The sequence below is a fragment of the Cystobacter fuscus genome (genome assembly GCF_044360685.1).
GTDB classification, from domain to species: domain Bacteria; phylum Myxococcota; class Myxococcia; order Myxococcales; family Myxococcaceae; genus Cystobacter; species Cystobacter fuscus_C.
The window spans coordinates 8859666-8878932 of record NZ_CP043491.1 but is presented as its reverse complement, the minus strand read 5'-3'; the positions used below and the strand labels follow the sequence as shown (position 1 = coordinate 8878932).

The window sequence follows — 19267 nt, the reverse complement described above, 5'->3', positions numbered from 1 at the left end:
AGGTGGTTGGGAAGAGCATGGCGGACGGGAATCGAGGGAGCGGACACGCGATGCATTCGGGTCGGAAGCAGGAGGACGGCGAGCGCTACCAGGCCATCCTGGAGACGGCGGCCCGTCTCATCTGCGAGCGCGGCTACGAAGGCACGTCGATGCAGGAGATTGCCGCGGCGTGTCACATGACGAAGGCGGGGCTCTACCACCACGTGCAGAACAAGGAGCAGCTGCTCTCCGACATCATGAGCTACGGCATGGGCGCCTTCGAGCACGAGGTGCTCGACAAGGTGCGGGGCCTGGCGGATCCGGTGGAGCGGCTGCGCGAGTGCATGCGGCTGAACATCCACCTGGTGACGGGGCTGATGGGCGGGTGCAGCAAGGAGGTCATCATCATCCTCCACGAGCACAACACGCTCACCGGCGAGGCCCGGGCCTCCATTGATGAGCGCAAGAAGCGCTACGTGCGCTTCCTCGAGGACTCGTTCGCCGAGGCGATGCGCCTGGGCCGCATTCGCGCCGTGCAGCCCACCGTGGCCGCGTTCTCGTTCCTGGGCATGATTCTGTGGATCTACAAGTGGTTCCAACCCGGGGGACGGCTGACGGCCACCCAGGTGGCGGACGACATGGTGGATCTGCTCTTCACGGGCCTGGTGACCCCTCCTGGAGTGGTCCCGGGGGCGCCTTCGCCGTTGTCCCGCGAGCGCCCGCCCGTTTCCGGAGGTGCATCATGAAGGCGGGTCGTTGGGGAAGCGTGGCCGAGCTGGTGGCCACCATTCCGGACGGGGCGTGGTTGGCTCCGGGTGGTTTCATGCTCGGGCGCGCGCCCATGGCGCTGGTGCTGGAGCTCATCGCGCAGGGCCGCAAGAACCTCCAGGTGATGTCGCTGCCCAACCCCCTGCCCGCCGAGTTCCTGGTGGCCGGGGGCTGTCTGTCCCGGGTGGAGCTGCCCTTTGGCGCGCTGCACCTGCAGGGGCGGGTGCGGCCGTTGCCGTGTCTCAAGCGGGCCATCGAGCAGGGGCGCATCTCCTGGCGCGAGCATGATGGCTACCGCGTGGTGCAGCGGCTGCGCGCGGCGTCCATGGGCCTGCCCTTCATCCCCGCGCCGGACGCGGACGTGTCCGAGCTGGCCGACGCCGAGCCGCTGCCCACGGTGACGGATCCCTTCACCGGCAAGCCCGTTCCGGTGGAGCCGGCCTTCTACCCGGACGTGGCGCTCATCCACGCGCGGGCGGCGGACGAGCAGGGCAACCTCTTCATCGAGGACCCCACCACGGATCTGCTGGTGGCGGGCGCGGCGAAGCGGGTGCTGGCGACGGCCGAGGAGCGCGTGGCGCGGCTGCCCCGGGTGACGATCCCCGGCTTCCAGGTGGAGCGCGTGGCGCTCTCGCGCGGGGGCGCGCTGCCCTCCGGGTGCGCCGGGCTCTATCCGCACGACGACGCCATGCTGGCGGACTACCTCGCCCTGGCCGAGGCCGGCCACGAGGCGGAGTTCCTGGAGAAACTCTTGAGCAAGCGGAGCGTGGCATGAGCGCGGACGTGACTCCCGCCGAAGTGGTGGTGTCGTTGCTCGCCCGGGAGATCGAGGACGGCGCCGTGGTGGCCACCGGGGTGGCCTCGCCGCTGGCCATCCTCGCCATCGCCGTGGCGCGCGCCACGCATGCCCCCCGCCTGACGTACCTGGCGTGTGTGGGCTCGCTCAACCCGGACCTGCCCACGCTGCACCCCTCGTCGGAGGACCTGCGCTTCCTGGATGGGCGCTCGGCGGAGGTGTCCATTCCGGACCTCTTCGACCATGCGCGCCGGGGACGGGTGGACACCGTGTTCTTCGGCGCCGCCGAGGTGGATGGCCTGGGCCGCACGAACATGACGGCCTCGGGACGGCTCGGCGAGCCGCGCACCAAGTTCCCCGGCGTGGCGGGCGCGGCCACGCTGCGCCAGTGGGTGCGCCGCCCCATCCTGCTCGTGCCCCGGCAGTCGCGCCGCAACCTGGTGCCCCAGGTGCAGGTGGCCACCACGCGGGATGATCGCCGTCCCGTGCGGCTCATCTCGGATCTCGGCGTCTTCGAGCTGGGCGCGGCGGGAGCGCGGCTGCTCGCGCGCCACCCCTGGGCGAGCGTCGAGCAGATCTCCGAGCGTACCGGCTTCTCCTTCCAGGCCGAGGAGCGGCTGTCCATCACCCCGTTGCCGGACGCGCGCACCGTCGCGGCGATCCGGTCGATCGATTCCCATGGCTACCGCGATCAGCTCGTGGGGGCTTGAGCCAGCGTCTTTTCCCAGCAGGAGTCTTGGATGAAGGCTGTCGTTCTGCGTGAGTTCGGTGAGGCGAGCAACCTGCGCCTGGAGACCCTGCCGGATCCCCGTCCGGGTCGCGGTGAGGTGCTCATCCGCGTGCATGCCTGTGGTGTGTGCTACCACGACGTCATCAACCGCAAGGGCAACCTGCCGCGCACCCACGTGCCGGCGGTGCTCGGCCACGAGGCGGCGGGCGAGGTGGTGGAGGTGGGGCCGGACACGCCGGGCTGGAAGGTGGGAGACCGGGTGGCCACGCTGCAGCGGCTGTCGTGCGGCGAGTGCGCGCTGTGCAAGAGCGGCCGCAACAGCCTGTGCAAGAAGGACAACCGCTTCTTCGGCGAGGAGATCTCCGGCGGCTACGCGCAGTACATGACGGCGCCGGTGATGGGCCTGGGCCGGGTGCCGGCGAACCTGTCCTGGCCGGTGGCGGCCACGGTGTGCTGCACGCTGGGCACGGCGGTGCACACGGTGCGCACGCGCGCCCGGGTGCGTGACGGCGAGACGGTGCTCATCACGGGCGCCAGCGGCGGCGTGGGTCTGGCGGCGGTGCAGCTGGCGAAGCTGGACGGCGCGCGCGTCATCGCGGTGACGAGCGGCGAGGCCAAGGTGCAGGCGCTGCGCGAGGCGGGCGCCGACGAGGTCATCGTGTCGCGCGGGCTGGACTTCGCGGCCGAGGCGCGCAAGCGCACGGGTGGCGAGGGCGTCAACGTGGCGATTGAAATCGTGGGCAGCGCCACCTTCGCCCAGACGCTCAAGGCGATGGCGCCGGGCGGCCGCGTGGTGGTGGTGGGCAACCTGGAGTCGGGCAAGGTGGACCTCAACCCGGGCCTCGTCATCGTCAAGGAGCTGGAGATCATCGGCGCCTACGCCACCACGCGCGAGGAGCTGGACGAGTCGTTGCGGCTCGTGGCGGAGGGGAAGATCCGTCCCTTCGTGTCCGAGACCGTGCCGCTGGCGGATGCCGGCAAGGCCCACTTCCGACTGGAGAACCGCGAGATCGCGGGCCGGTTGGTGCTCCTTCCCCAAGACACGCAGTAATCCATCTCCCCGAGCGAGGAACTCGTCATGAAGAAACAAGTTGGAATCGAAGCGCTGGCCATCGCGGTGCCCCGCCGGTACGTCGACATCGAGGAGCTGGCCAAGGCCCGCGGAGTGGATCCCGCCAAGTACACCTCGGGCCTGGGCGCCAAGGAGATGGCGGTGGCGGATCCCGGTGAGGACTCGGTGTCGCTCGCCGCGTCGGCCGCCGCCCGGCTCATCCAGCAGCAGAACGTGGACGTGTCGCGCATTGGCATGCTCGTGGTGGGCACCGAGACGGGCGTCGACCACTCCAAGGCCGTCGCCTCGCACGTGCAGGGCCTGCTCAAGCTGCCGCGCTCCATGCGCACCTTCGACGCCCAGCACGCCTGCTACGGCGGCACCGCGGGCCTGATGGCCGCCGCCGAGTGGATCGCCTCGGGCGCGGGCGCCGGCCGCGTGGCCATCGTGGTGTGTTCGGACATCGCCCGCTACGGGCTCAACACCGCCGGCGAGCCCACGCAGGGGGCGGGCGCCGTGGCGCTGCTCGTCTCCGAGCAGCCGGACCTGCTCGCGCTCGACATCGGCCTCAACGGCGTGTGCACGGTGGACGTGTATGACTTCTGGCGTCCGCTCGGCCGCCGCGAGGCGGTGGTGGACGGGCACTACTCCATCAACTGCTACCTGGACGCGCTCTCGGGCGCGTACCGCGGCTGGCGCGAGCGCGCGCTGGCGCACGAGGTGGTGCGCTGGGGCGACACGCTGCCGAGCGAGCAGCTCGCGCGCATCATCTACCACGTGCCCTTCTGCAAGATGGCGCGCAAGGCCCACACCCAGCTGCGTCAGGTGGACCTCGAGGACTCGGCGAACGGCCGTGAGCTGACCCCGGAGGCGCGCGAGGCGGCGGCCAAGTCCAACGCCAGCTACGACGCCCAGGTGGCCTCGTCGCTGACGCTCAACGCCCGGGTGGGCAACGTGTACACCGCGTCCATGTACCTGGCGCTCGCGGGCCTGCTGCACTCCGAGGGCACGGCGCTCGCGGGCAAGCGCGTGGGCCTCTTGTCCTACGGCAGCGGCAGCTGCTCGGAGTTCTACTCCGCGGTGGTGGGCGCCAACGCCGCCGAGCGCATGGCCAAGGCGGACGTGGAGGGCGTGCTCGCCCGCCGCGAGCGCGTCTCCGTGGCGGAGTACGAGCGCATCATGAACCTGCCCTACGAGGCGCCCGAGGCGATCACCCCGGCGCCGGGCGAGTTCCGCCTCAAGGAGATCCGCGACTTCCGTCGCATCTACGCCGCGGGCTAGAGGCCGGACACCTTGGCGGAGCTGGCCACCGCGTAGGCGAGGGTCAGCTCCTGCTGGGAGCGGGGTGGGGCGGCCAGCTCGAAGCGCAGGATGCCCTCCTCGCTCACCTTGGTGGGGGCGGGCCGCGTCTGCTCCTCAAGCAGCTTCACCTCGACCGCCTCCACCTCGGAGACGGGCATGCGCTCCTCGATGGCCACGCGCACGGGGCGCTCGCCGGTGTGCGAGAGGAAGAGCTTCACCAGATGGGTTCGCGTGCGTCGTCCCGTGAGCCGCTGGGTGTCGTACTTCACGTCCGTCTGGCGGACGATGCGCAGCGTGTCCTCGCTGCCGAAGCCCAACGCGAGCCGCTCGCCCACGCCGGTGAACTTGAGCTGGGCACGGCCCACGTAGCCGCTCGAGCGCACCAGCTCCACCGGGCCCGCCAGCAGCACGGCCGGGCCCCGGTTGTCGAAGCGCGCCACGCGGTGCACCAGGGGTGAGTGCTCCGGGTGTCCGACGAACTCGGACACCGCCGGCGAGCTGAACGCGAAGAGCGGCACCCGGTGGGGCGCTCCATTGGAGGGGAGGGTGACGCGGTGGCGCGCCGTGAGCGTCAGGGCCTCGCCGCCATCGTCCAGTCCCGGCAGCTCCTCCGTCTGGTGGGCCTGCCCTTCGCCCGTCTTCTGGATGACCTCCTCGCGCACGGAGACGTCCACCGTGTGCTTCTCCTGCTCGCTCTTGTCGCGCAGCCGCAGCCAGTCCTCCACCAGCCGGGGCGGGGAGGCTCCCAGGGTGGGCCGGGCCGTGGAGAACAGCAGCTCCACGTCCTTCCACTCCTCCTCGGTGCGCTGCCACACCACGGCCTCGCACTCGAGCGTCACCGACTCACCGCCCCCGGTGGAGGCGAGCGTGGCCCGGTAGGCGGGCCGCCACACCGCGCACGGCACCAGGTAGCTGAGCCGCAGGGACACGCTCCCGCCCGTGGGGTGATCCACCTGGAGCTCTGCGGTGGTGACGAGGAGGGGCTCGGGTTGCTCGCCCTGGGCGAGCGCCGCCTGGGCTTCCACCAGCCGCTGCCGTGTCCGTTCCGTGTGCTGCCTCGCCTGGCGCAGGGCCTCCTCGGCGGCGGTGGTGCTCGCGCGCACCGTCTCGAGCTGCTCGTGCCAGGACTCCAGCCGGGCCTCGCCAGCCCCGGCGAACTCGGCGATGGCGCGCAGCACGTCCTCGCGTGCCGCGTTCACCACCTCCACGCGGGACTGGAGCCGTTGCACGTCCACCTGGGCGCGCTTCCACTCCGCCTCCAGCGCGTCCACGCGGCGGCGGGGCTCCGTCTTGCCCTCGGGCGAGCCCTCACGGGGTTGCTGCTTCCAGGCCCGGTGCAGGCGCGCCTGCGCCACGCTGCCTCCGGCGAGCTGGGCCTGGAGCGAGCGGTCCACCGCGAGCGGGGAGAGGCCCTCCACGCGCACGAGCTGGGCACCTGGGGACAGCACCACGTCCGCGCGGCGCTCCACCAGTGCCCGGTCCTCGAGCACGGTGACCTTGACGATGGGCAGATGAATGGGGGGATGCATCATGTCCTCCGGTTGCCGCCCACGAGCACCTTGTTCGAGGGAATCCGCACGGTCCACGCGGCGCTGAGCGTCTGGGTCTCTCCGGGTTGCAGGGTGAGCCTCCAGGTCCGCTCGCCCTCCACGGGGGGCTCTCCCGGCGGAGGCACGCGCCTGCTCCACGGGGGTTTCACCTCGGTTTCCTCCACCTTGATGTCCTTCTCCGAGGGAGGCACGGCCGGCACGCGCTCGAGCACCTCCACGGTGACGCGTTGGGAGGTGCGGTTGGCCAGCTCGACGCGCACGTGGTGCAAGAGGGTACTGGCGTTGTTGAACATGCCGCCGGACAGCTCATCGAAGCGCGTGTGTCGCGACACTTTGAGGGCCTCCTCGACGCCCAGGCCGAGCCGCTGGGTGGCGCCCGGCACGAGCGTGGGCAGGGGAGACGTCATCAGGAACTCGTCCCCGAGCGTGACATCCACCGGGCCGGCGAGTAGCGCATGGGGCGTGCGGTTCTCCACCTTCACGGTGCGGAAGACCCGCGGCTCCACCGAGGGCACGCAGACGTACTCGGCGCTCAGGCCCACCGGGGCGGAGAACACCGGCACGGTGTGCCAGCGCCCATCCGAGGGCACCTCCACGCGCGCCTCCACGTCGAAGCGGTGATCGAAGTGGGGCGTGGAGTGGTCGGGCGGCACGCACCAGGCCGGGGGCTCCTCCTGCTGGAGGGCCTCCGCCTCCTGCTCCGACGAGGCGATGAGCGCGAACACATCCACGTGCAGGTGCACGCCCAGCACCACGAGCTGCTCGTGCGGCAGGGTCTCGCGCTGGGGGCGCAACCGTCCCCGCGCCCCGGGCTCCTGCGCGGAGCCCATCACGAGGCTCGCGTAGTCGAGCAGGTCGACCACCGGCTCCAACTCTTCCGGGGCCGGAGCAGGGGACGGCGGCCGGCTGGCGGAGCGGGAGCGCTCCAGGGTCAACGGAGCGGTGGTGTCCCCTTCCTCCTTTTCCATCAGATCCATGAAGGGGGCCGGCTCGTCGGCCAGCTCCAGCTCGACCTCCTCGTCGGACTCCTCCTGGCGCCGCATGAGTGGGGCCATGGACTTCTTCTTGGCGGAGGGGGGGGCCGCGCCAGGCGCGGGCGCGGGCGGCGGTGGCGGCGCGGACATGGCGGGGGGAGGCGGCCCTCCTCCGCCCGGGCCCCCTCTGGCGGCGCCTCCCACCACGGGCATCGACTGGGTGATGCGCTGGGGCGCCGGAGGCATGGCGAACTCGCGGACGCGGGTGCGCTCGGGCGCGGGTGGGGCGGGGGGCGGAGGACTTGGGGGCTGGGCGGCGTCGTAGCTGGCGAACAGCTCGTCGAGTCCCGGAGGCGGCTCCCGCCAGCCCGAGCGCGCCGGAGGGGGCTGGCGCCGGCCGATGCGCAGGGCCTTCAACTCGGGCACCTCGGCGCGCCGCTCCAGACGCGCGGTGGACAGGGACACGCGCACCTGACTCCAGTCCTCGCCGGTGCGCTGGAGGATGGAGGCGCGCATGCGCAGCGAGCCCCCATCGAGGGTGCGCGGCATCCGCAAGTCGTACCCGGGCACCCAGCGGGCGCCGGGCACGGCGTACTCGAGCGCGAGCTGGACGCGGGTGTCCGGCGCGCCCGCCTCCGAACCCGCCTCGGACAGCGTGAGGACGACGGCGCGGTGCAACTGCGCGCGTTGACTCCGCGCCGCGGACGAGCCCTCCTCCAGCCGCCGCCGGCGCAGCTCCACCTCGGTGGCGGCGTCGCGCTGCTGGCGCTCCAGCTCGAGCTGCCGGGTGTGCAGGGTGGCCAGCTCCCGGTCGACGAAGTCCGCCAGTGCGAGCACGGAGGTGAGGGCGGGCTCACGGGGGGGTCGGGGCTCGTCCTTGGGGCGCGGCGGGAAGGAGGGCTTGAGGTTGCGCAGGGTGAGGACGTCGCGTTGCAGCCGCTCCAACTCGGCCGAGACGGTGGCGAGCTTCTCCTGGGCTTCTTCCAGGGCGCGCTGGGTGGCGGGCAGGTCCGCCTCCGGGGGCAGCCGCACGTCGAGGACGGGCCGCACCTCGCGCACGCACAGGCCCGGGGGCCCCTGGAGGACGGCCGCCCGGAGCGAGCCGATGCGCAGGCTCAGCGGCAGTCCCTCGATGCGCACCTGACTTGGAACGCTTCCCCGCTCGCACGGCACCGAGGCCAGGCGTGTGCAGAGTGCCCCCTCGGTATGGACGGTGACCGCATCCAACGTGGACGGTACGACGATCATCGAAGCCCCCTCGGCGGCTGCTCCGCCGCGAGAGAGCAGGCTAGCGGTGCGCGCGCCGGAGCGCGAGTGCGGGATGGGGCTATCGCTTCATCACGCCGAGCGCCTCCAGCCGGTGAAGCACCTGCTCGCGGTGGGGAGGCGGTGGGGGATTGGCCTCCAGGAAGGACTGGACGGTCTGGATTTCGTCGTACTGGTGGCGGAAGTCCGTGGCGGCCTGGAAGCTCCGGGCATCCACCACGATGGGGTACTTCAGGTGGTTGAGCGCCCCGGGGGGCAGGCGGGGCAGGCCGAAGCGGCCGATGAGCTGGCGCAGCACCGCGAGCGGCAGGGGCACCCCGATGCGCTGGGCCTGGCGGACGATGACGGACAGCGGCAGCGGCTGGGGCCCCGCCACGTTGAAGATGCCCCGGGGCCGCTTCTCCACCGAGTGCACGATGGCCGCCGCCACGTCGTCCTCGTGCATGAACTGGAAGAGCGGATCATACCCCGCCACGAGTGGCACGCGCCGGCCGCGCAGGAAGGTGGCCAGCGTGCCCTGCGCCGAGGGCCCCAGCGTGTAGCACACGCGCAGCACCGACGTGGCCAGCTCCGGCGTGCGCCACAGTGCCGTGGACGCGTAGAGATCCGCGGCCACCAGGTCCGCCAGCTCCGGGAACGAGGCCAGCTCCTTCGGGGGCTCGTCCTCGGTGTGGTAGAGCGACGAGTCCGGGGCCGCCCCGTAGAAGGTATGGCGGCCCACGAAGACGGCGTGCTTCACGCCGTACGCCTGGCAGTGCTCGAACACCACGCGGGTGCCGCCCAGGTTGATGCGGTGGCGCTCCTCGCCCTGTACGCGCAGCGACGTCACCGTGGCCATGTGCACCACGGCCTCGGGCCGCCGGGTGCGGAACAGGTCCTCGGCCGCCCGCTTGCGCAGGTCCTCCACGTGCACTTCGATTCCCTTGGGCGCGTCCGGCCAGGGCCTCGTGTCGATGCCCACCACCGTGTGCCCCCGCTTGTGCAGGCCCACCGCCACGCGCCGCGCCACCGCTCCGGTGATCCCCAGGATGAGCACCCTCATGGCTTCACTCCCCCCTGCCAGCGCTCGTGGCGACGCTTCTCGATGATGTCCGCGATGCGCGTCTTGACCTGTTCCACATAGCCCTGGATGACCGAGTCCTCCTCATTGCCCGTCCCCTCGAACACCAGGGGCTCGCCGTAGTGGATTTCCAGCGGCACCGGCAGGGGCAGCGGCAGCAGGTAGGGAGTGACGGGCACGTAGGGCATGCCGAGCGCCCGGCCCAGCCCGTAGAGATTGGCCACCGTGGGGATGGCCGAGCCTCCTCCCAGGAAACCAAAGGGGATGATGGGGGTGCGGGTCTTGAGCGCCAGGCGGACGAAGCCCGTGCCGAAGTCCACCAGGTCATAGCGCTGGGTGTAGAGCTTCGCGGTGCCCCGCGCCCCCTCGGGGAACACGAGCAGCAAGCGCTCGTCCTCCAACAGGCGCTGCGCGTTCTCCGGCAGGCCGGTGAAGTGGCCGCAGCGGCTGGCCCACACCGACGCCAGGGGCATGGCGCCGATGAACTTCTCCGCCATGGCCTGGGCCAGCCGGGGGGGATTGGCCTCCAGGAAGCACGAGGTGACGACCATGGCCCCGTCCACCGCCACGCCTCCCGAGTGGTTGCCCACCAGCATGGCCCGGCCCCGGGCTGGCACGTGCTCGATTCCATGGCACTTCACCCGGAAGTAGTTCCGGTAGAAGAACGCCATCGCCTCGAAGACCACCCCCAGGTGCCACCGCGACACCCCGTAGGGATCCACCCCATAGGCGTTGAACGGCAACTCCAATCGCTCCAGCCGCTCCTGCACCTCTTGTCGCCTCACGCCGTCTGTCCCTCCGAGGCCAACCATGGTGTCAGATTCCGGCGGAGCGGGGCACGCCTCATGCTGTCACGAGTCGCCCCAGTTCAATAAAAAGCCAATTTCTTAGAAAAAAGAGAAATGTCGGATATTCGTGTAAAAATTGTACAACTTCGCAATCCCAGGCTATCGGATCCTTCTTGTTTTTAGTGTACATTGATGTTTCTAGGACAGTCGTATGAGGATGGCTCGAATGAAAAACACGGTCCGGTGGATGAGCATGTGGATGGCCCTGGTGGTGGCGGGGCTGTGCCTGGTTCCGGGAAGGGCGGCGGCGGTGGAGGCCGAGACCGGGGCCGAGACCAGCGCGTGGGGCGGCATCAAGGTGGAGCGGCGCACGTTCCCCGTCCGCCTGTCCGACGGTCGCGTCTACAACCTCGTGGGCTACCTCTATTACCAGGGGAGCTTGAAGAACAAGCCGGTGCAGATCCTCGTGCACGGCATCACCTACAACCACAACTACTGGGACCTGCCGGAGGTCAACCGCCAGGACTACTCCTACGCGCGCTACATGGCGCGCCAGCACTTCGCGGTGCTCGCGTTGGATCTGCTGGGCACCGGCGAGAGTGACAAGCCGCAGGGGGACTTCATCGATCTGTCGGAGTCGGCCAGCTCCCTGCACCAGGTGGTGCAGCGGCTCAAGGCGACCGCGGCGCGCAACACCTTCGAGAAGATCCTCTACGTGGGACACTCCAACGGCGCGCTCACCATCACCTACGCGCAGGCGTACTACCGGGACGCCGATGCGGTGGTGCTCACCGGCTGGCTCAACACCTACCACGCGCTGCCCGTGGGGGATGAGGTCTTCGGCCCGCTGCTGCAGCAGGGCCCCTACGTGCAGGTTCCCGAGGAGCTGCGCACCGGGCTCTTCTACTATCCGCGCAACGCGGACCCGGCGGTCATCGCCCGCGACAACGCCGAGGCGGACTTCGTGCCGCGCGGCCAGCTCGTGGATCTCTTCACCCTGCTGAAGAACCCGGAGCCCATCCCGGCCGAGAAGCTCACCGTGCCCGTCATGGTGCAGCTGGGCGAGTTCGACGCGGTGGCGCCCGCGGCCTACGCCGCCCAGGAGGCCCGGGCCTATCCCCGCTCGCCGTACGTGTTCGTGGACACGATCGACGACATCGGCCACGCCATGAACGGCCACCGCAACCGGCTGCGCAGCTGGTCGATGATCGCCCTGTGGCTGCGCCTGGTGGGCTGCTGAGCGCCTCGCGCGCCCGGGGGACACGTCAACGGGGCGCCGTGGCGCGCAGGTGCTCCAGGTAGAAGGCCACCACCACCAGCGAGTGGGTGATGCTCCCCTCGAGGATGAGCCGGGGGAGGGCCTCGCGGGGGTGGAGCTCCACGCGGATGTCCTCGCCGGCGTCCGGGTTGCCCTCGTGGGCCTTCACGCAGTCGAGCGCCAGGTAGCTGTGGCACCGGTTGCCCTGGAGCGCGGGGTTGGGATGGACCGAGCCGAGCGCGACCACCCGGCCCGCCACGTAGCCCGTCTCCTCCTCCAGCTCGCGCGCGGCGGCCAGGGCCGGGTCCTCCCCGGGCTCGACGATGCCGCCGGGAACCTCCAGCGTCACCGCGGAGATGCCGAAGCGGTACTGGCGGATGAGCACGAGCTGCTCCTCGCGCGTCACCGCGATGACGTTCACCCAGTCCCCGCAGTCGATGCGCACCCGGGGGTGCTCCTGGCCGGTACGGGGGTCCGCGACGATGTCCTCGCGGACGGTGAGGATGGTGTAGTCGTGCTCCAGGCCCCGGCGAAGGCGGGGCCACGGTGGAATCGGGCGCATGCCGCTAGTTCAGCAGCTCGGCGCGCGCGCGCAACTCCCGGACCGTCATCTCCAGCCGATCCCGGTCCGGCGCGTCCGGGGACAGCTCCAGGCAGCGCTCCACGTCCTTGAGCGCCGCGCGGTAGGCCCCCAGGTTGGCCAGGAGCGCCGCGCGCGTGCGCAGCTCGCCCGGGTGGTTGGGGGCGAGCATCAACAGCAGGTCCACCACGGCGAGCCCCCGCTCATAGTCCGAGCGCTCCAGGTACACGCGCCGCAGGTTGGACAGCATCCGGTAGGCGATGAGCTCCACGGGCGCGGGCGACAGCATGGAGGGGTTGAAGCGCAACTGGGGCGCCACGCGCTCGAGCAACTGCTTGCAGCCTTCCTCGGTGAGGATCTCCCCCTCGTGGAAGGGGTCCACCAGGAGCTTGTGGTCCCCCGCGCTGCACGCCACCAGGAAGTGGCCGGGAAAGGACACCCCATAGAGCGGGATGCCCGCGCGCCGCGCCACCTCCAGGTAGAGCACCGAGAGCGAGATGGGCAGGCCCACCTTGCGCTCGAGCACCAGGTCCAGGAAGCTGTTTTCCGGCGAGTGGTAGTCGTCCTCGTTGCCGCGAAAGCCCTCGATGTCCGCCAGCACGTGCCGCAGCGCGGTGAGGCCGGCGAGCACCTCGCCATGGCCCGCGTGCCGCTCCATCTCCAGCTGCACCCGGGCGGCCAGCGCGTCCAGGGTGTGCAGGCACGCCGCGGCGTCCAGGTGGGGCTGGTTGAGCGTGGCGATGGCCAGCGCGGCGAGGTCCAGTCGCGGCGGATCGGCGGCGAGGGCGGACACGAGGCGTTCGCGCGCCAGGGGCGAGCTCAAGGTCGAGGTCGAGGTGATGCTCACGAGGTAAGCACTAACCCACGAGCGGGCAGACGGCAAAGGCAGGCAGGCAGTCACTGACCCGGAGGTTCGGGGGGCAACAACCGGCCCTTGATTTCGGCGTAGAGCGCCATCTGCGCCGAGATGAGGCCCGAGAGCAGTCCATCCTCGAACTCGAACGTCGGGTGTTCCTTGAGTTTCGGGAAGTCGTGGGGGTTGCGCAGCTCCTCGGGAGTGATGTTGGGGACGACCTCGCGGGCCAGGCGCAGCACCTTGGCGCGTTGCTGGGTCAACATCTGCTCGAAGAGCTTGCTGGCGAGGTCCAGCATCTCCCGTCCGCTCTCTTCCGTCATGGTGCGTGTCTCCTTGGGGCGATTGGGGCGCCGTGGCTCACGGACCACAACGGAATCCGGGAGCCGACGCAAGGGCGTCGCGAGGCCGGAGGATGGCTGGCCGCCCGCCCTGGGGCCAGCGGGTGGGGGGCCCGGACGAAGTGGCCCCGCGGAGGATCCATCCCCAGGTTGAGAGTCAGCCCCGGCCAAGAAGACATCCGGGCGGAAAGACAGAGGACACGATGGCATTTGGACAGGGGGAGAACCCGGCGAGCTCCATCACGCCCCACCTGGATTCCGTGGACTACCCCGCCCTGCGCGAGCATCTCGTGGAAGCGGCGGAGGACAACGGTGCGGACGTGGACATCATCAACGTCTTCAAGGCGCTGCCCCGCGAGGAGTACCTGTCTCGGGAGGAAGTGATGCGCGACCTGGCGGAGGCAGCGCGGCGCTTCGCCATCGGGGGCCTGCGCGACGATGACGGCGTGGTGCGCGACCGGCGCAACATCGGGAGGGATCTGGTGGAGCGCGCCTCGGACGACACCTCCCGTCACCCGTAAGCCGCGGTTGCTTCCGGGACACCACAGGCTCGTGGGCGCGGGGGTTTTCCCTCCCGCGTTCACGGGCGTCTTGCTTGGGGCGTCCCCCGCCGGGCCGATGAACCGAAAACAACAGGAAAAATCTTGAATTCCCGTCTATCTAGGAGGGCATGGCCTCTCACGCGTCGTGGGGGGGCGAACGCTCGGGAGATGGACGCATGCGGGGAACGAGGCGAAGTCAGAAGCGGTGGGACGCGGTGCCTGCCTCCGGCTCCGGGTGGTTCAGGGGCCTGGCGCTCGCGGTGGCGTGTGCCGTGCTGTGTCCCGGAGCAGCCAGGGCCCAGGTGGGCAGGACGCTGGTGACGCCCTCTGCCTCGCCGGCGGCGCAGAAGGTCTACGGGCTCCTCGTGGACCTGGAGAATGGGTCCCGCGCGGGCAATCGCCGCACGATCATCGGTCAGCACTGCGAGGCGCAGAAGGAGATCCACCAGGAGGGCAGCTACGCGGGGGCGTACTACGACAAGGTCACCCAGGCCTCCGGCGGCAAGAAGCCCGCGTTCGTCGAGTTCGACCTGGGGCCGGGCTGGTATCAGTCCTCGTTCTCCGAGGACGCCACGGCCTGGCGGGCCACCTTCAATGGAGTCGGGTTCCTCAAGGACCGTTGGACCTATGGCGATGGCCTCGTGGGATTGGGCTTTCATCAGCCCTATCCGGGCAGTCCGGTGAAGAGCTTCGAGAACACCCTTGTCGAGACGGCCACCAATGCCTCCGGCCAGCGAGTGAACCTGGATGACGCGTGGTTCAAGCGGGTCGTCGACTGGCAGAACAACACGGCCGAATACCAGACGCTGCTGAGGGACTTGTCCTGGGCCGCCAATCGCTTGCAGCCGCTGAAGGACGCGGGCGTCCCCGTGCTCTTCCGGCCGTACCATGAGATGAACAAGCGCTCGGGCCGCTTCTGGTGGGCCAACCGCGATCCCGCGCTCTACAAGCAACTGTGGAGCATCATCTTCAACTACATGACGAAGACGCGGGGGTTCAACAACCTCATCTGGGTCTGGTCCCCCTATGCCTGGGATGGGACGTACGGGGGCGACCCGTGGAACTACTACCCCACCGAGGGCGCGGACATCGTCGCGGTCGACATCTACAGCGGCAATCCCTACCTGCCGGGGCGGTACTACACGGAGCTCGCCGGCTACAACAAGCCGCGCATGCTGGCGGAGAACGACAAGATGCCGGTGCGCTGGGACAAGAACGTCTCGGAGATCGACGCCCGCCCGTGGGTCATCTACTCCATCTGGGGGGATACGGTGATTCGGGATGTCAGCGGTTCCGGAGCGGCGAATGCCTGGAACGTCGAGAACAACTACCAGGCCATCAAGAACACCTACGCCTATGAGAAGGTCCTGACGGGCGGACAGCTGCCGCCTGGCGGCACGGCCAACTACAACTGGTGGTCCGTGCACTGAGACGGGGGAGGGGAGTCCCCGGGTGCCCAGGATGTTGACTCGCCCCGTCGATCCGGCTTTTGCTTGGCGGGCTGGCGCTGGCGCCAGGTGCTGGGACTGCCCGGCAAGTTGGGGGGGAGAATGCTGAGGGCACGTGCGTCCGTGGTCGGGGGTGGACTCATCCTGGTGGTCGCGTCGGGCTGCCCTCATGCCTATGGCATCGAGGGCACCATCGACCGGGCCGTGCTCAAGGACTTGATTGAAAACGCGAGTCGCGCAGGGTGCCCCAAAGAGGAGCTTGAAGACCTATGCGGTGACGAGTTCGTCGACTGTATGGCGAATTGCCAGAGGCGGATGAGAAGGAACGCCCGTCCATGAGCTGGCGCGCGGCTGCTGCTCTGGTGTTGGGTCTGCTGTTTCCTCTTCCTCTTCTCTGGTCGCTGGGTCTGTTGCCTGTCCGTGGACTTCATTCATCTCCCTTCAAGGAGTCGTTGAGGGTTGTCCCCCGGCTTTCTGCTGAGGAACTCAAGCAGTTGCCCACGGCGGGTCGTGCCTGCCGGGGTGATGCGGACTGCGATGCTTCGCTCGTTTGTCTGCGGGGACTTCCGATGATTCAGCCGATCTGTGCCGCGAGCAGGTGTGTGGTGGACCTGGACTGCCAGGAGGGGTTTGCCTGCCGTGCGGTGCAGGCGGGCGAGCGAGTGGTTCGTGTCTGTGGTGCCATGGGGACGCAGAAAGAAGGCGAATGGTGTTTGAAGGTTCCCTTCGAGCAGGATTCCGCGTGCGCTCCTGGCCTTGTCTGCGCGGCATTCCGATGTGGCCGCCGTTGCCAACCTCAAGACCCCCAAAGCTGTTCCCCAGGCTTCGCCTGCCTCGATGTGGACGCAGAGGGCCCAGTTTGCCTGCCCAGTTGTGAGGGGATGACATGTCCCGAGGGGCAGCGGTGTGTCCAACGCTCCATGGGAGGCTCGCTCTGCGTGCGGGTGCACGGCCGGGACTGTCAGCACGACGCGCTCTGCCCGGAGCCCCAGGTCTGTGATGTCTTCCTGGGGGGACGTTCTCGTCCGAAGGAGGCCTGGATGGAGTGTGTTCTTCCCTGTGACGAGGGGGGCCCCTCCTGCCCGTCTGGCATGGTCTGCTACGCCAAACACTGTCGTCAGCTCTGCTCCAAGCAGAACGAGGCCCGTGTCTGTGCCCAGGGCGAAAGCTGTCACGTCGAGCCGGACACGACGTCGGGTGTTTGCCAGATGGACCGCTGAGCAAGGCCCCGCGGGGCGCGTCGATGCGCTCGCGGGCGGCGGGGCTTTCTGCCAGCGTGCGCGGACATCATGCGGACCCTTTCCTCCTACCTCCTGCTCCTCCTCGCGGGCCCGGTCACCGCGTGCCACCGCGACATCCCCTCGTTGAATCCTCCCCCCGCCGCGGCGCCTCCCCTGCGGCCCCTGTTCCTGCCTCCCGATGACTCGCTCCTCACGGAGACGGTGCGCACGTCCCTGCGGCACGGGAGCGCTCCGGACGCGCGGGAAGCGGAGATGACCACCGTCTCGAGCTTCTCCGCCGAGCAGGATTCCTGGGTCCTCACCCAGCGCGTGACACGCTCGCGCTACCTCCAGCAGGGCCAGCCGGTGGAATCGCTGGTGGACACCGTGCTCCAGCGCGCCGTGCTGCGTCTGCGGCTCGCGGCGGATGGCACCTATGTGCGGCTCGTGGAGCCCGAGGCCATGCGGGCCGCCATCCGCGAGGTGGCCCCCAAGGGACTGGATGTCACGCCCCTCGAGCGCTTCTTCGCTCCGGACGCGCTCGAGGCGCGCACGCGCGGGGAGTGGGAGGTGAAGTACGGCGGCATCTACGGGCGGGCCTGGGTCCCGGGGCAGCGCGGCTACGCGGTGGGCACGCTGCCCGTGGGCGGACGCGAGGTGACGTACCTGCTGGAGCGCACCTTCACCGGCACTCAACTCACCGAACAGGGCGAGGCCCTGGTGTTCTCGCTGCGCTGCCTCGCCCAGCCGGGGGAGGCGTCGCCCCAGGCCGTGCGCGACACGCTGCGCTTCGCGGGCGACCCCCAGGTGACACCCGGCGTGGAGTGCGACGGAGAACAGTTGCTCGGCAAGGGACGCTTCCTCCCGGTGCGGCGCGGGTTCACCCTCAGGGCGTCGTTGGACGGAGAGACCTGGACATGGGCGACGCAGTCGACGCTGGAGTCGGTGCGGGCGCTCGAGGAGGAGCAGCGGTGAGCTACGAACAGAACCTCATCGAGGACGAAGAGGGCATCCGCGCGCTGGTGCGGGGTGCCAGGCGCGTGGCGGTGCTGGGCATCAAGACGGAGCAGCACTCGGGGCAGCCCGCCTTCTATGTGCCCGAGTACCTCGCCCAGGCGGGCGTGGACGTGGTGCCCGTGCCCGTCTACTACCCGGAGGTGACGCACATCCTCGAGCGGCCGGTGTTCCGCAGGCTCGTGGACATTCCGGGCGACCTCGATCTGGTGGACGTGTTCCGCCGTCCACAGGACATCGACCAGCACGTGGACGACATCCTCGCCAAGAAGCCCAAGGCGGTGTGGTTCCAGTCAGGCATCCGCAACGACGCGGCGGCGCGGCGGTTGGCCGAGGCGGGCATCCAGGTGGTCCAGGATCGCTGTCTCATGGTGGACCACCGGCGCTACGCGCGCTGAGCGCGGCCGCCTCACGCCTCGTCTCAGGCCTCTTCGAAGGCAACGGGCGGCCGGGCGAAGGCCCGCTCGGCGCTCAGTCTCGCCTGGTGCAGCGCATCGAAGCCGCGCTCCATCTGCGTGGGGGACACGGGCGGCAGGTTGGACACCATGACGTAGACGGGAAAGCCCCGCTCCGCGAGCAGGGCGAGCTGCAGCCGGAAGTGGTCGCGCCGCAGCGCCGCCGAGCCCGCCGCGATGCCCTGTGCGTACGCCATGGGCCCGCCCAACATCTTGCGCGTGCGGCTCGGCAGGTAGTGCACGAGGATGGCGTCCAGCTCCTTGCCCAAGGCGCTCTCGCGCAGGGACAGCGCGGGCGCCTTGTCCACCAGGCCCCCGTCCCAGTACAGGTCGCGCCCCACCCGCACCGCGCGGAACAGGCCCGGGTAGGCGCACGTCGCGTGCACCCGCGGCGCCAGCTCCCCCGAGGTGAACACCTCGTGCGTGCCCTGCGTGAGGTTGGCGCTCGTGAGCAGCAGCGGATGCGGCAGCTCCTCGAAGGTGCTCACCGGCAGCGTGCGCTCCAGCAGCTTGCGGAAGCGCTCTCCCTTGAGCAGGCCCGTGGCCCCATGGCCCTCGCGCGGCAGGGCGTTGAACACCGCGCCAATCGGATCCGGATCCCAGAACGACTCGCGCGTCTGCTGTAGCACCAGCTCCGCGATGGCGTCCTCGCTCAGCCCCGCCGCCGCGTACGCCGCCACCAGCCCCCCCGAGCTCGTTCCCGCGTACGCCGCCGGCTTCAGCCCCGTGGCCGCCAGCCCCTTGAGGAAACCCGCGTGTCCGAAGAAGCCGAAGTAGCCGGCGGAAAGAACGAGCCCGAATCGTTTGCCATGGAGGGTTTGTTGAAGAGTGGGAGCGGCCATGGTGCTGTCTCTAGACCACCGTTCCCCACATGGCAACGCGGTGCGGTGTCCGGGCAGGTGGCTCCTCGGGGGGATTCCTCATCGACGTATGTTGATATATCGATGATTGGATGTCCAGAGCTGGGTTCCGGGTTCTCCCGGGCGGGCCGTGACGGCCACCCGCATCGCTTCTTCGCTTAGGGGGCGGAACCGCTGGCGCGAGTCTTCTCGAATTTCGAGATGTCATTGGTTGACGGGGAGCCCTGGTGCCTGGGGGGCTGCGCCGCGCGGATGGTGGGGCGGAGCGAGGAATACAAGACACATGGATAATTCCTGAAGACACACGCTGTGGTGCCAGCCGCGCGGGAGGAGTTCGGAGTCCGCACCGGGTGGTTGAGTTCACGATTGCGTGACATGTGAGGATTTCCAGACTGTCCCAATCCGGTGGGGCGGGCGTGCTTCCGGACCGGC

Annotated in this window: 18 protein-coding genes; 10 read left to right on the top strand and 8 right to left on the bottom strand. The window is 69.8% G+C overall.

Annotation, left to right across the window (positions count from 1 at the left end; translation table 11 throughout):
- Positions 1-50: 50 nt before the first annotated feature.
- From F0U63_RS36410 to F0U63_RS36390, 5 genes are read left to right on the top strand one after another with little or no spacing between them, the layout of a single operon-like run.
- Entirely contained in the window at positions 51-725 is a 675-nt protein-coding gene (locus F0U63_RS36410; RefSeq protein ID WP_395837343.1) for a TetR/AcrR family transcriptional regulator, read from the top strand.
- Positions 722-1522, top strand: a complete 801-nt coding sequence (locus tag F0U63_RS36405) for a CoA transferase subunit A (protein ID WP_395837341.1) — start codon at positions 722-724, stop codon at positions 1520-1522. The genes F0U63_RS36410 and F0U63_RS36405 overlap by 4 nt, the downstream gene beginning before the upstream one ends.
- Entirely contained in the window at positions 1519-2253 is a 735-nt protein-coding gene (locus F0U63_RS36400) for a CoA-transferase subunit beta (protein ID WP_002643410.1), read from the top strand. Before F0U63_RS36405 ends, F0U63_RS36400 begins: the two co-directional genes overlap by 4 nt.
- Positions 2254-2283: 30 nt before the next feature.
- Complete coding sequence (locus F0U63_RS36395; protein WP_095989520.1) at positions 2284-3324, top strand: alcohol dehydrogenase catalytic domain-containing protein; 1041 nt, start codon at positions 2284-2286, stop codon at positions 3322-3324.
- Between the two features lie 27 nt (positions 3325-3351).
- Entirely contained in the window at positions 3352-4605 is a 1254-nt protein-coding gene (locus F0U63_RS36390) for a hydroxymethylglutaryl-CoA synthase family protein (RefSeq protein WP_395837338.1), read from the top strand.
- On the opposite strand, the gene F0U63_RS36385 is transcribed toward F0U63_RS36390, so the two are convergent.
- From F0U63_RS36385 to F0U63_RS36370, 4 genes are all read right to left on the bottom strand, one after another.
- On the bottom strand, positions 4602-6155 hold the full coding sequence (locus F0U63_RS36385; protein WP_395848483.1) for a mucoidy inhibitor MuiA family protein: 1554 nt from the start codon (positions 6153-6155) through the stop codon (positions 4602-4604). The genes F0U63_RS36390 and F0U63_RS36385 overlap by 4 nt on opposite strands.
- Positions 6155-8398: a DUF4139 domain-containing protein gene (locus F0U63_RS36380; RefSeq protein WP_395837336.1), complete on the bottom strand. Its 2244-nt coding sequence runs from the start codon at positions 8396-8398 to the stop codon at positions 6155-6157. The genes F0U63_RS36385 and F0U63_RS36380 overlap by 1 nt, the downstream gene beginning before the upstream one ends.
- A 79-nt stretch (positions 8399-8477) precedes the next feature.
- Positions 8478-9458: an SDR family oxidoreductase gene (locus F0U63_RS36375; protein ID WP_395837334.1), complete on the bottom strand. Its 981-nt coding sequence runs from the start codon at positions 9456-9458 to the stop codon at positions 8478-8480.
- Positions 9455-10261, bottom strand: a complete 807-nt coding sequence (locus F0U63_RS36370) for a 1-acyl-sn-glycerol-3-phosphate acyltransferase (protein ID WP_395837332.1) — start codon at positions 10259-10261, stop codon at positions 9455-9457. Before F0U63_RS36370 ends, F0U63_RS36375 begins: the two co-directional genes overlap by 4 nt.
- Positions 10262-10490: 229 nt before the next feature.
- Between F0U63_RS36370 and F0U63_RS36365 the strand changes: the two genes are divergently transcribed.
- Positions 10491-11504, top strand: coding sequence for an alpha/beta hydrolase (locus F0U63_RS36365; RefSeq protein WP_395837330.1), 1014 nt, complete (start codon positions 10491-10493; stop codon positions 11502-11504).
- A gap of 25 nt (positions 11505-11529) precedes the next feature.
- Here the strand turns inward: F0U63_RS36365 and F0U63_RS36360 are convergent, their stop codons facing one another.
- The 3 genes from F0U63_RS36360 to F0U63_RS36350 form a co-directional block, all read right to left on the bottom strand.
- Entirely contained in the window at positions 11530-12084 is a 555-nt protein-coding gene (locus tag F0U63_RS36360; RefSeq protein ID WP_395837328.1) for an NUDIX hydrolase, read from the bottom strand.
- A gap of 4 nt (positions 12085-12088) precedes the next feature.
- Complete coding sequence (locus F0U63_RS36355; RefSeq protein ID WP_395848482.1) at positions 12089-12913, bottom strand: SirB1 family protein; 825 nt, start codon at positions 12911-12913, stop codon at positions 12089-12091.
- A gap of 86 nt (positions 12914-12999) precedes the next feature.
- Positions 13000-13278: a hypothetical protein gene (locus F0U63_RS36350; protein WP_395837326.1), complete on the bottom strand. Its 279-nt coding sequence runs from the start codon at positions 13276-13278 to the stop codon at positions 13000-13002.
- A 221-nt stretch (positions 13279-13499) separates the two neighbouring features.
- On the opposite strand from F0U63_RS36350, the gene F0U63_RS36345 reads away from it, so the two are divergent.
- The 4 genes from F0U63_RS36345 (at position 13500) to F0U63_RS36330 (ending at position 17918) form a co-directional block, all read left to right on the top strand.
- The gene (locus F0U63_RS36345; protein ID WP_395837324.1) at positions 13500-13817 is read left to right on the top strand and encodes a DUF2795 domain-containing protein; all 318 of its coding nucleotides are present in this window, start codon (positions 13500-13502) and stop codon (positions 13815-13817) included.
- Positions 13818-14014: 197 nt separating this feature from the next.
- Positions 14015-15268 (top strand): glycosyl hydrolase, encoded by a 1254-nt coding sequence (locus F0U63_RS36340; protein WP_395837322.1) that lies wholly within the window; start codon positions 14015-14017, stop codon positions 15266-15268.
- A 1307-nt stretch (positions 15269-16575) separates the two neighbouring features.
- Positions 16576-17481 carry a hypothetical protein gene (locus tag F0U63_RS36335; RefSeq protein ID WP_395837320.1) on the top strand — a complete coding sequence of 302 codons (906 nt, stop codon included), beginning with the start codon at positions 16576-16578 and terminating at the stop codon, positions 17479-17481.
- A complete protein-coding gene (locus tag F0U63_RS36330) occupies positions 17478-17918 on the top strand; it encodes a CoA-binding protein (RefSeq protein WP_395837318.1) in 441 nt (146 codons plus the stop codon). Before F0U63_RS36335 ends, F0U63_RS36330 begins: the two co-directional genes overlap by 4 nt.
- A 23-nt stretch (positions 17919-17941) precedes the next feature.
- Here the strand turns inward: F0U63_RS36330 and F0U63_RS36325 are convergent, their stop codons facing one another.
- Positions 17942-18817 carry a patatin-like phospholipase family protein gene (locus F0U63_RS36325; RefSeq protein WP_395837316.1) on the bottom strand — a complete coding sequence of 292 codons (876 nt, stop codon included), beginning with the start codon at positions 18815-18817 and terminating at the stop codon, positions 17942-17944.
- Positions 18818-19267: the final 450 nt, after the last annotated feature.

Bases quoted from the DNA above. Each gene is read 5' to 3' on its own strand.
- F0U63_RS36400 (WP_002643410.1), top strand. From the start codon at position 1,519: ATGAGCGCGGACGTGACTCCCGCCGAAGTGGTGGTGTCGTTGCTCGCC.
- F0U63_RS36335 (WP_395837320.1), top strand. From the start codon at position 16,576: ATGCGGACCCTTTCCTCCTACCTCCTGCTCCTCCTCGCGGGCCCGGTC.
- F0U63_RS36345 (WP_395837324.1), top strand. From the start codon at position 13,500: ATGGCATTTGGACAGGGGGAGAACCCGGCGAGCTCCATCACGCCCCAC.
- F0U63_RS36340 (WP_395837322.1), top strand. From the start codon at position 14,015: ATGCGGGGAACGAGGCGAAGTCAGAAGCGGTGGGACGCGGTGCCTGCC.
- F0U63_RS36360 (WP_395837328.1), bottom strand. From the start codon at position 12,084: ATGCGCCCGATTCCACCGTGGCCCCGCCTTCGCCGGGGCCTGGAGCAC.
- F0U63_RS36405 (WP_395837341.1), top strand. From the start codon at position 722: ATGAAGGCGGGTCGTTGGGGAAGCGTGGCCGAGCTGGTGGCCACCATT.
- F0U63_RS36350 (WP_395837326.1), bottom strand. From the start codon at position 13,278: ATGACGGAAGAGAGCGGACGGGAGATGCTGGACCTCGCCAGCAAGCTC.
- F0U63_RS36395 (WP_095989520.1), top strand. From the start codon at position 2,284: ATGAAGGCTGTCGTTCTGCGTGAGTTCGGTGAGGCGAGCAACCTGCGC.
- F0U63_RS36375 (WP_395837334.1), bottom strand. From the start codon at position 9,458: ATGAGGGTGCTCATCCTGGGGATCACCGGAGCGGTGGCGCGGCGCGTG.
- F0U63_RS36410 (WP_395837343.1), top strand. From the start codon at position 51: ATGCATTCGGGTCGGAAGCAGGAGGACGGCGAGCGCTACCAGGCCATC.
- F0U63_RS36325 (WP_395837316.1), bottom strand. From the start codon at position 18,817: ATGGCCGCTCCCACTCTTCAACAAACCCTCCATGGCAAACGATTCGGG.
- F0U63_RS36385 (WP_395848483.1), bottom strand. From the start codon at position 6,155: ATGCATCCCCCCATTCATCTGCCCATCGTCAAGGTCACCGTGCTCGAG.
- F0U63_RS36380 (WP_395837336.1), bottom strand. From the start codon at position 8,398: ATGATCGTCGTACCGTCCACGTTGGATGCGGTCACCGTCCATACCGAG.
- F0U63_RS36390 (WP_395837338.1), top strand. From the start codon at position 3,352: ATGAAGAAACAAGTTGGAATCGAAGCGCTGGCCATCGCGGTGCCCCGC.
- F0U63_RS36365 (WP_395837330.1), top strand. From the start codon at position 10,491: ATGAAAAACACGGTCCGGTGGATGAGCATGTGGATGGCCCTGGTGGTG.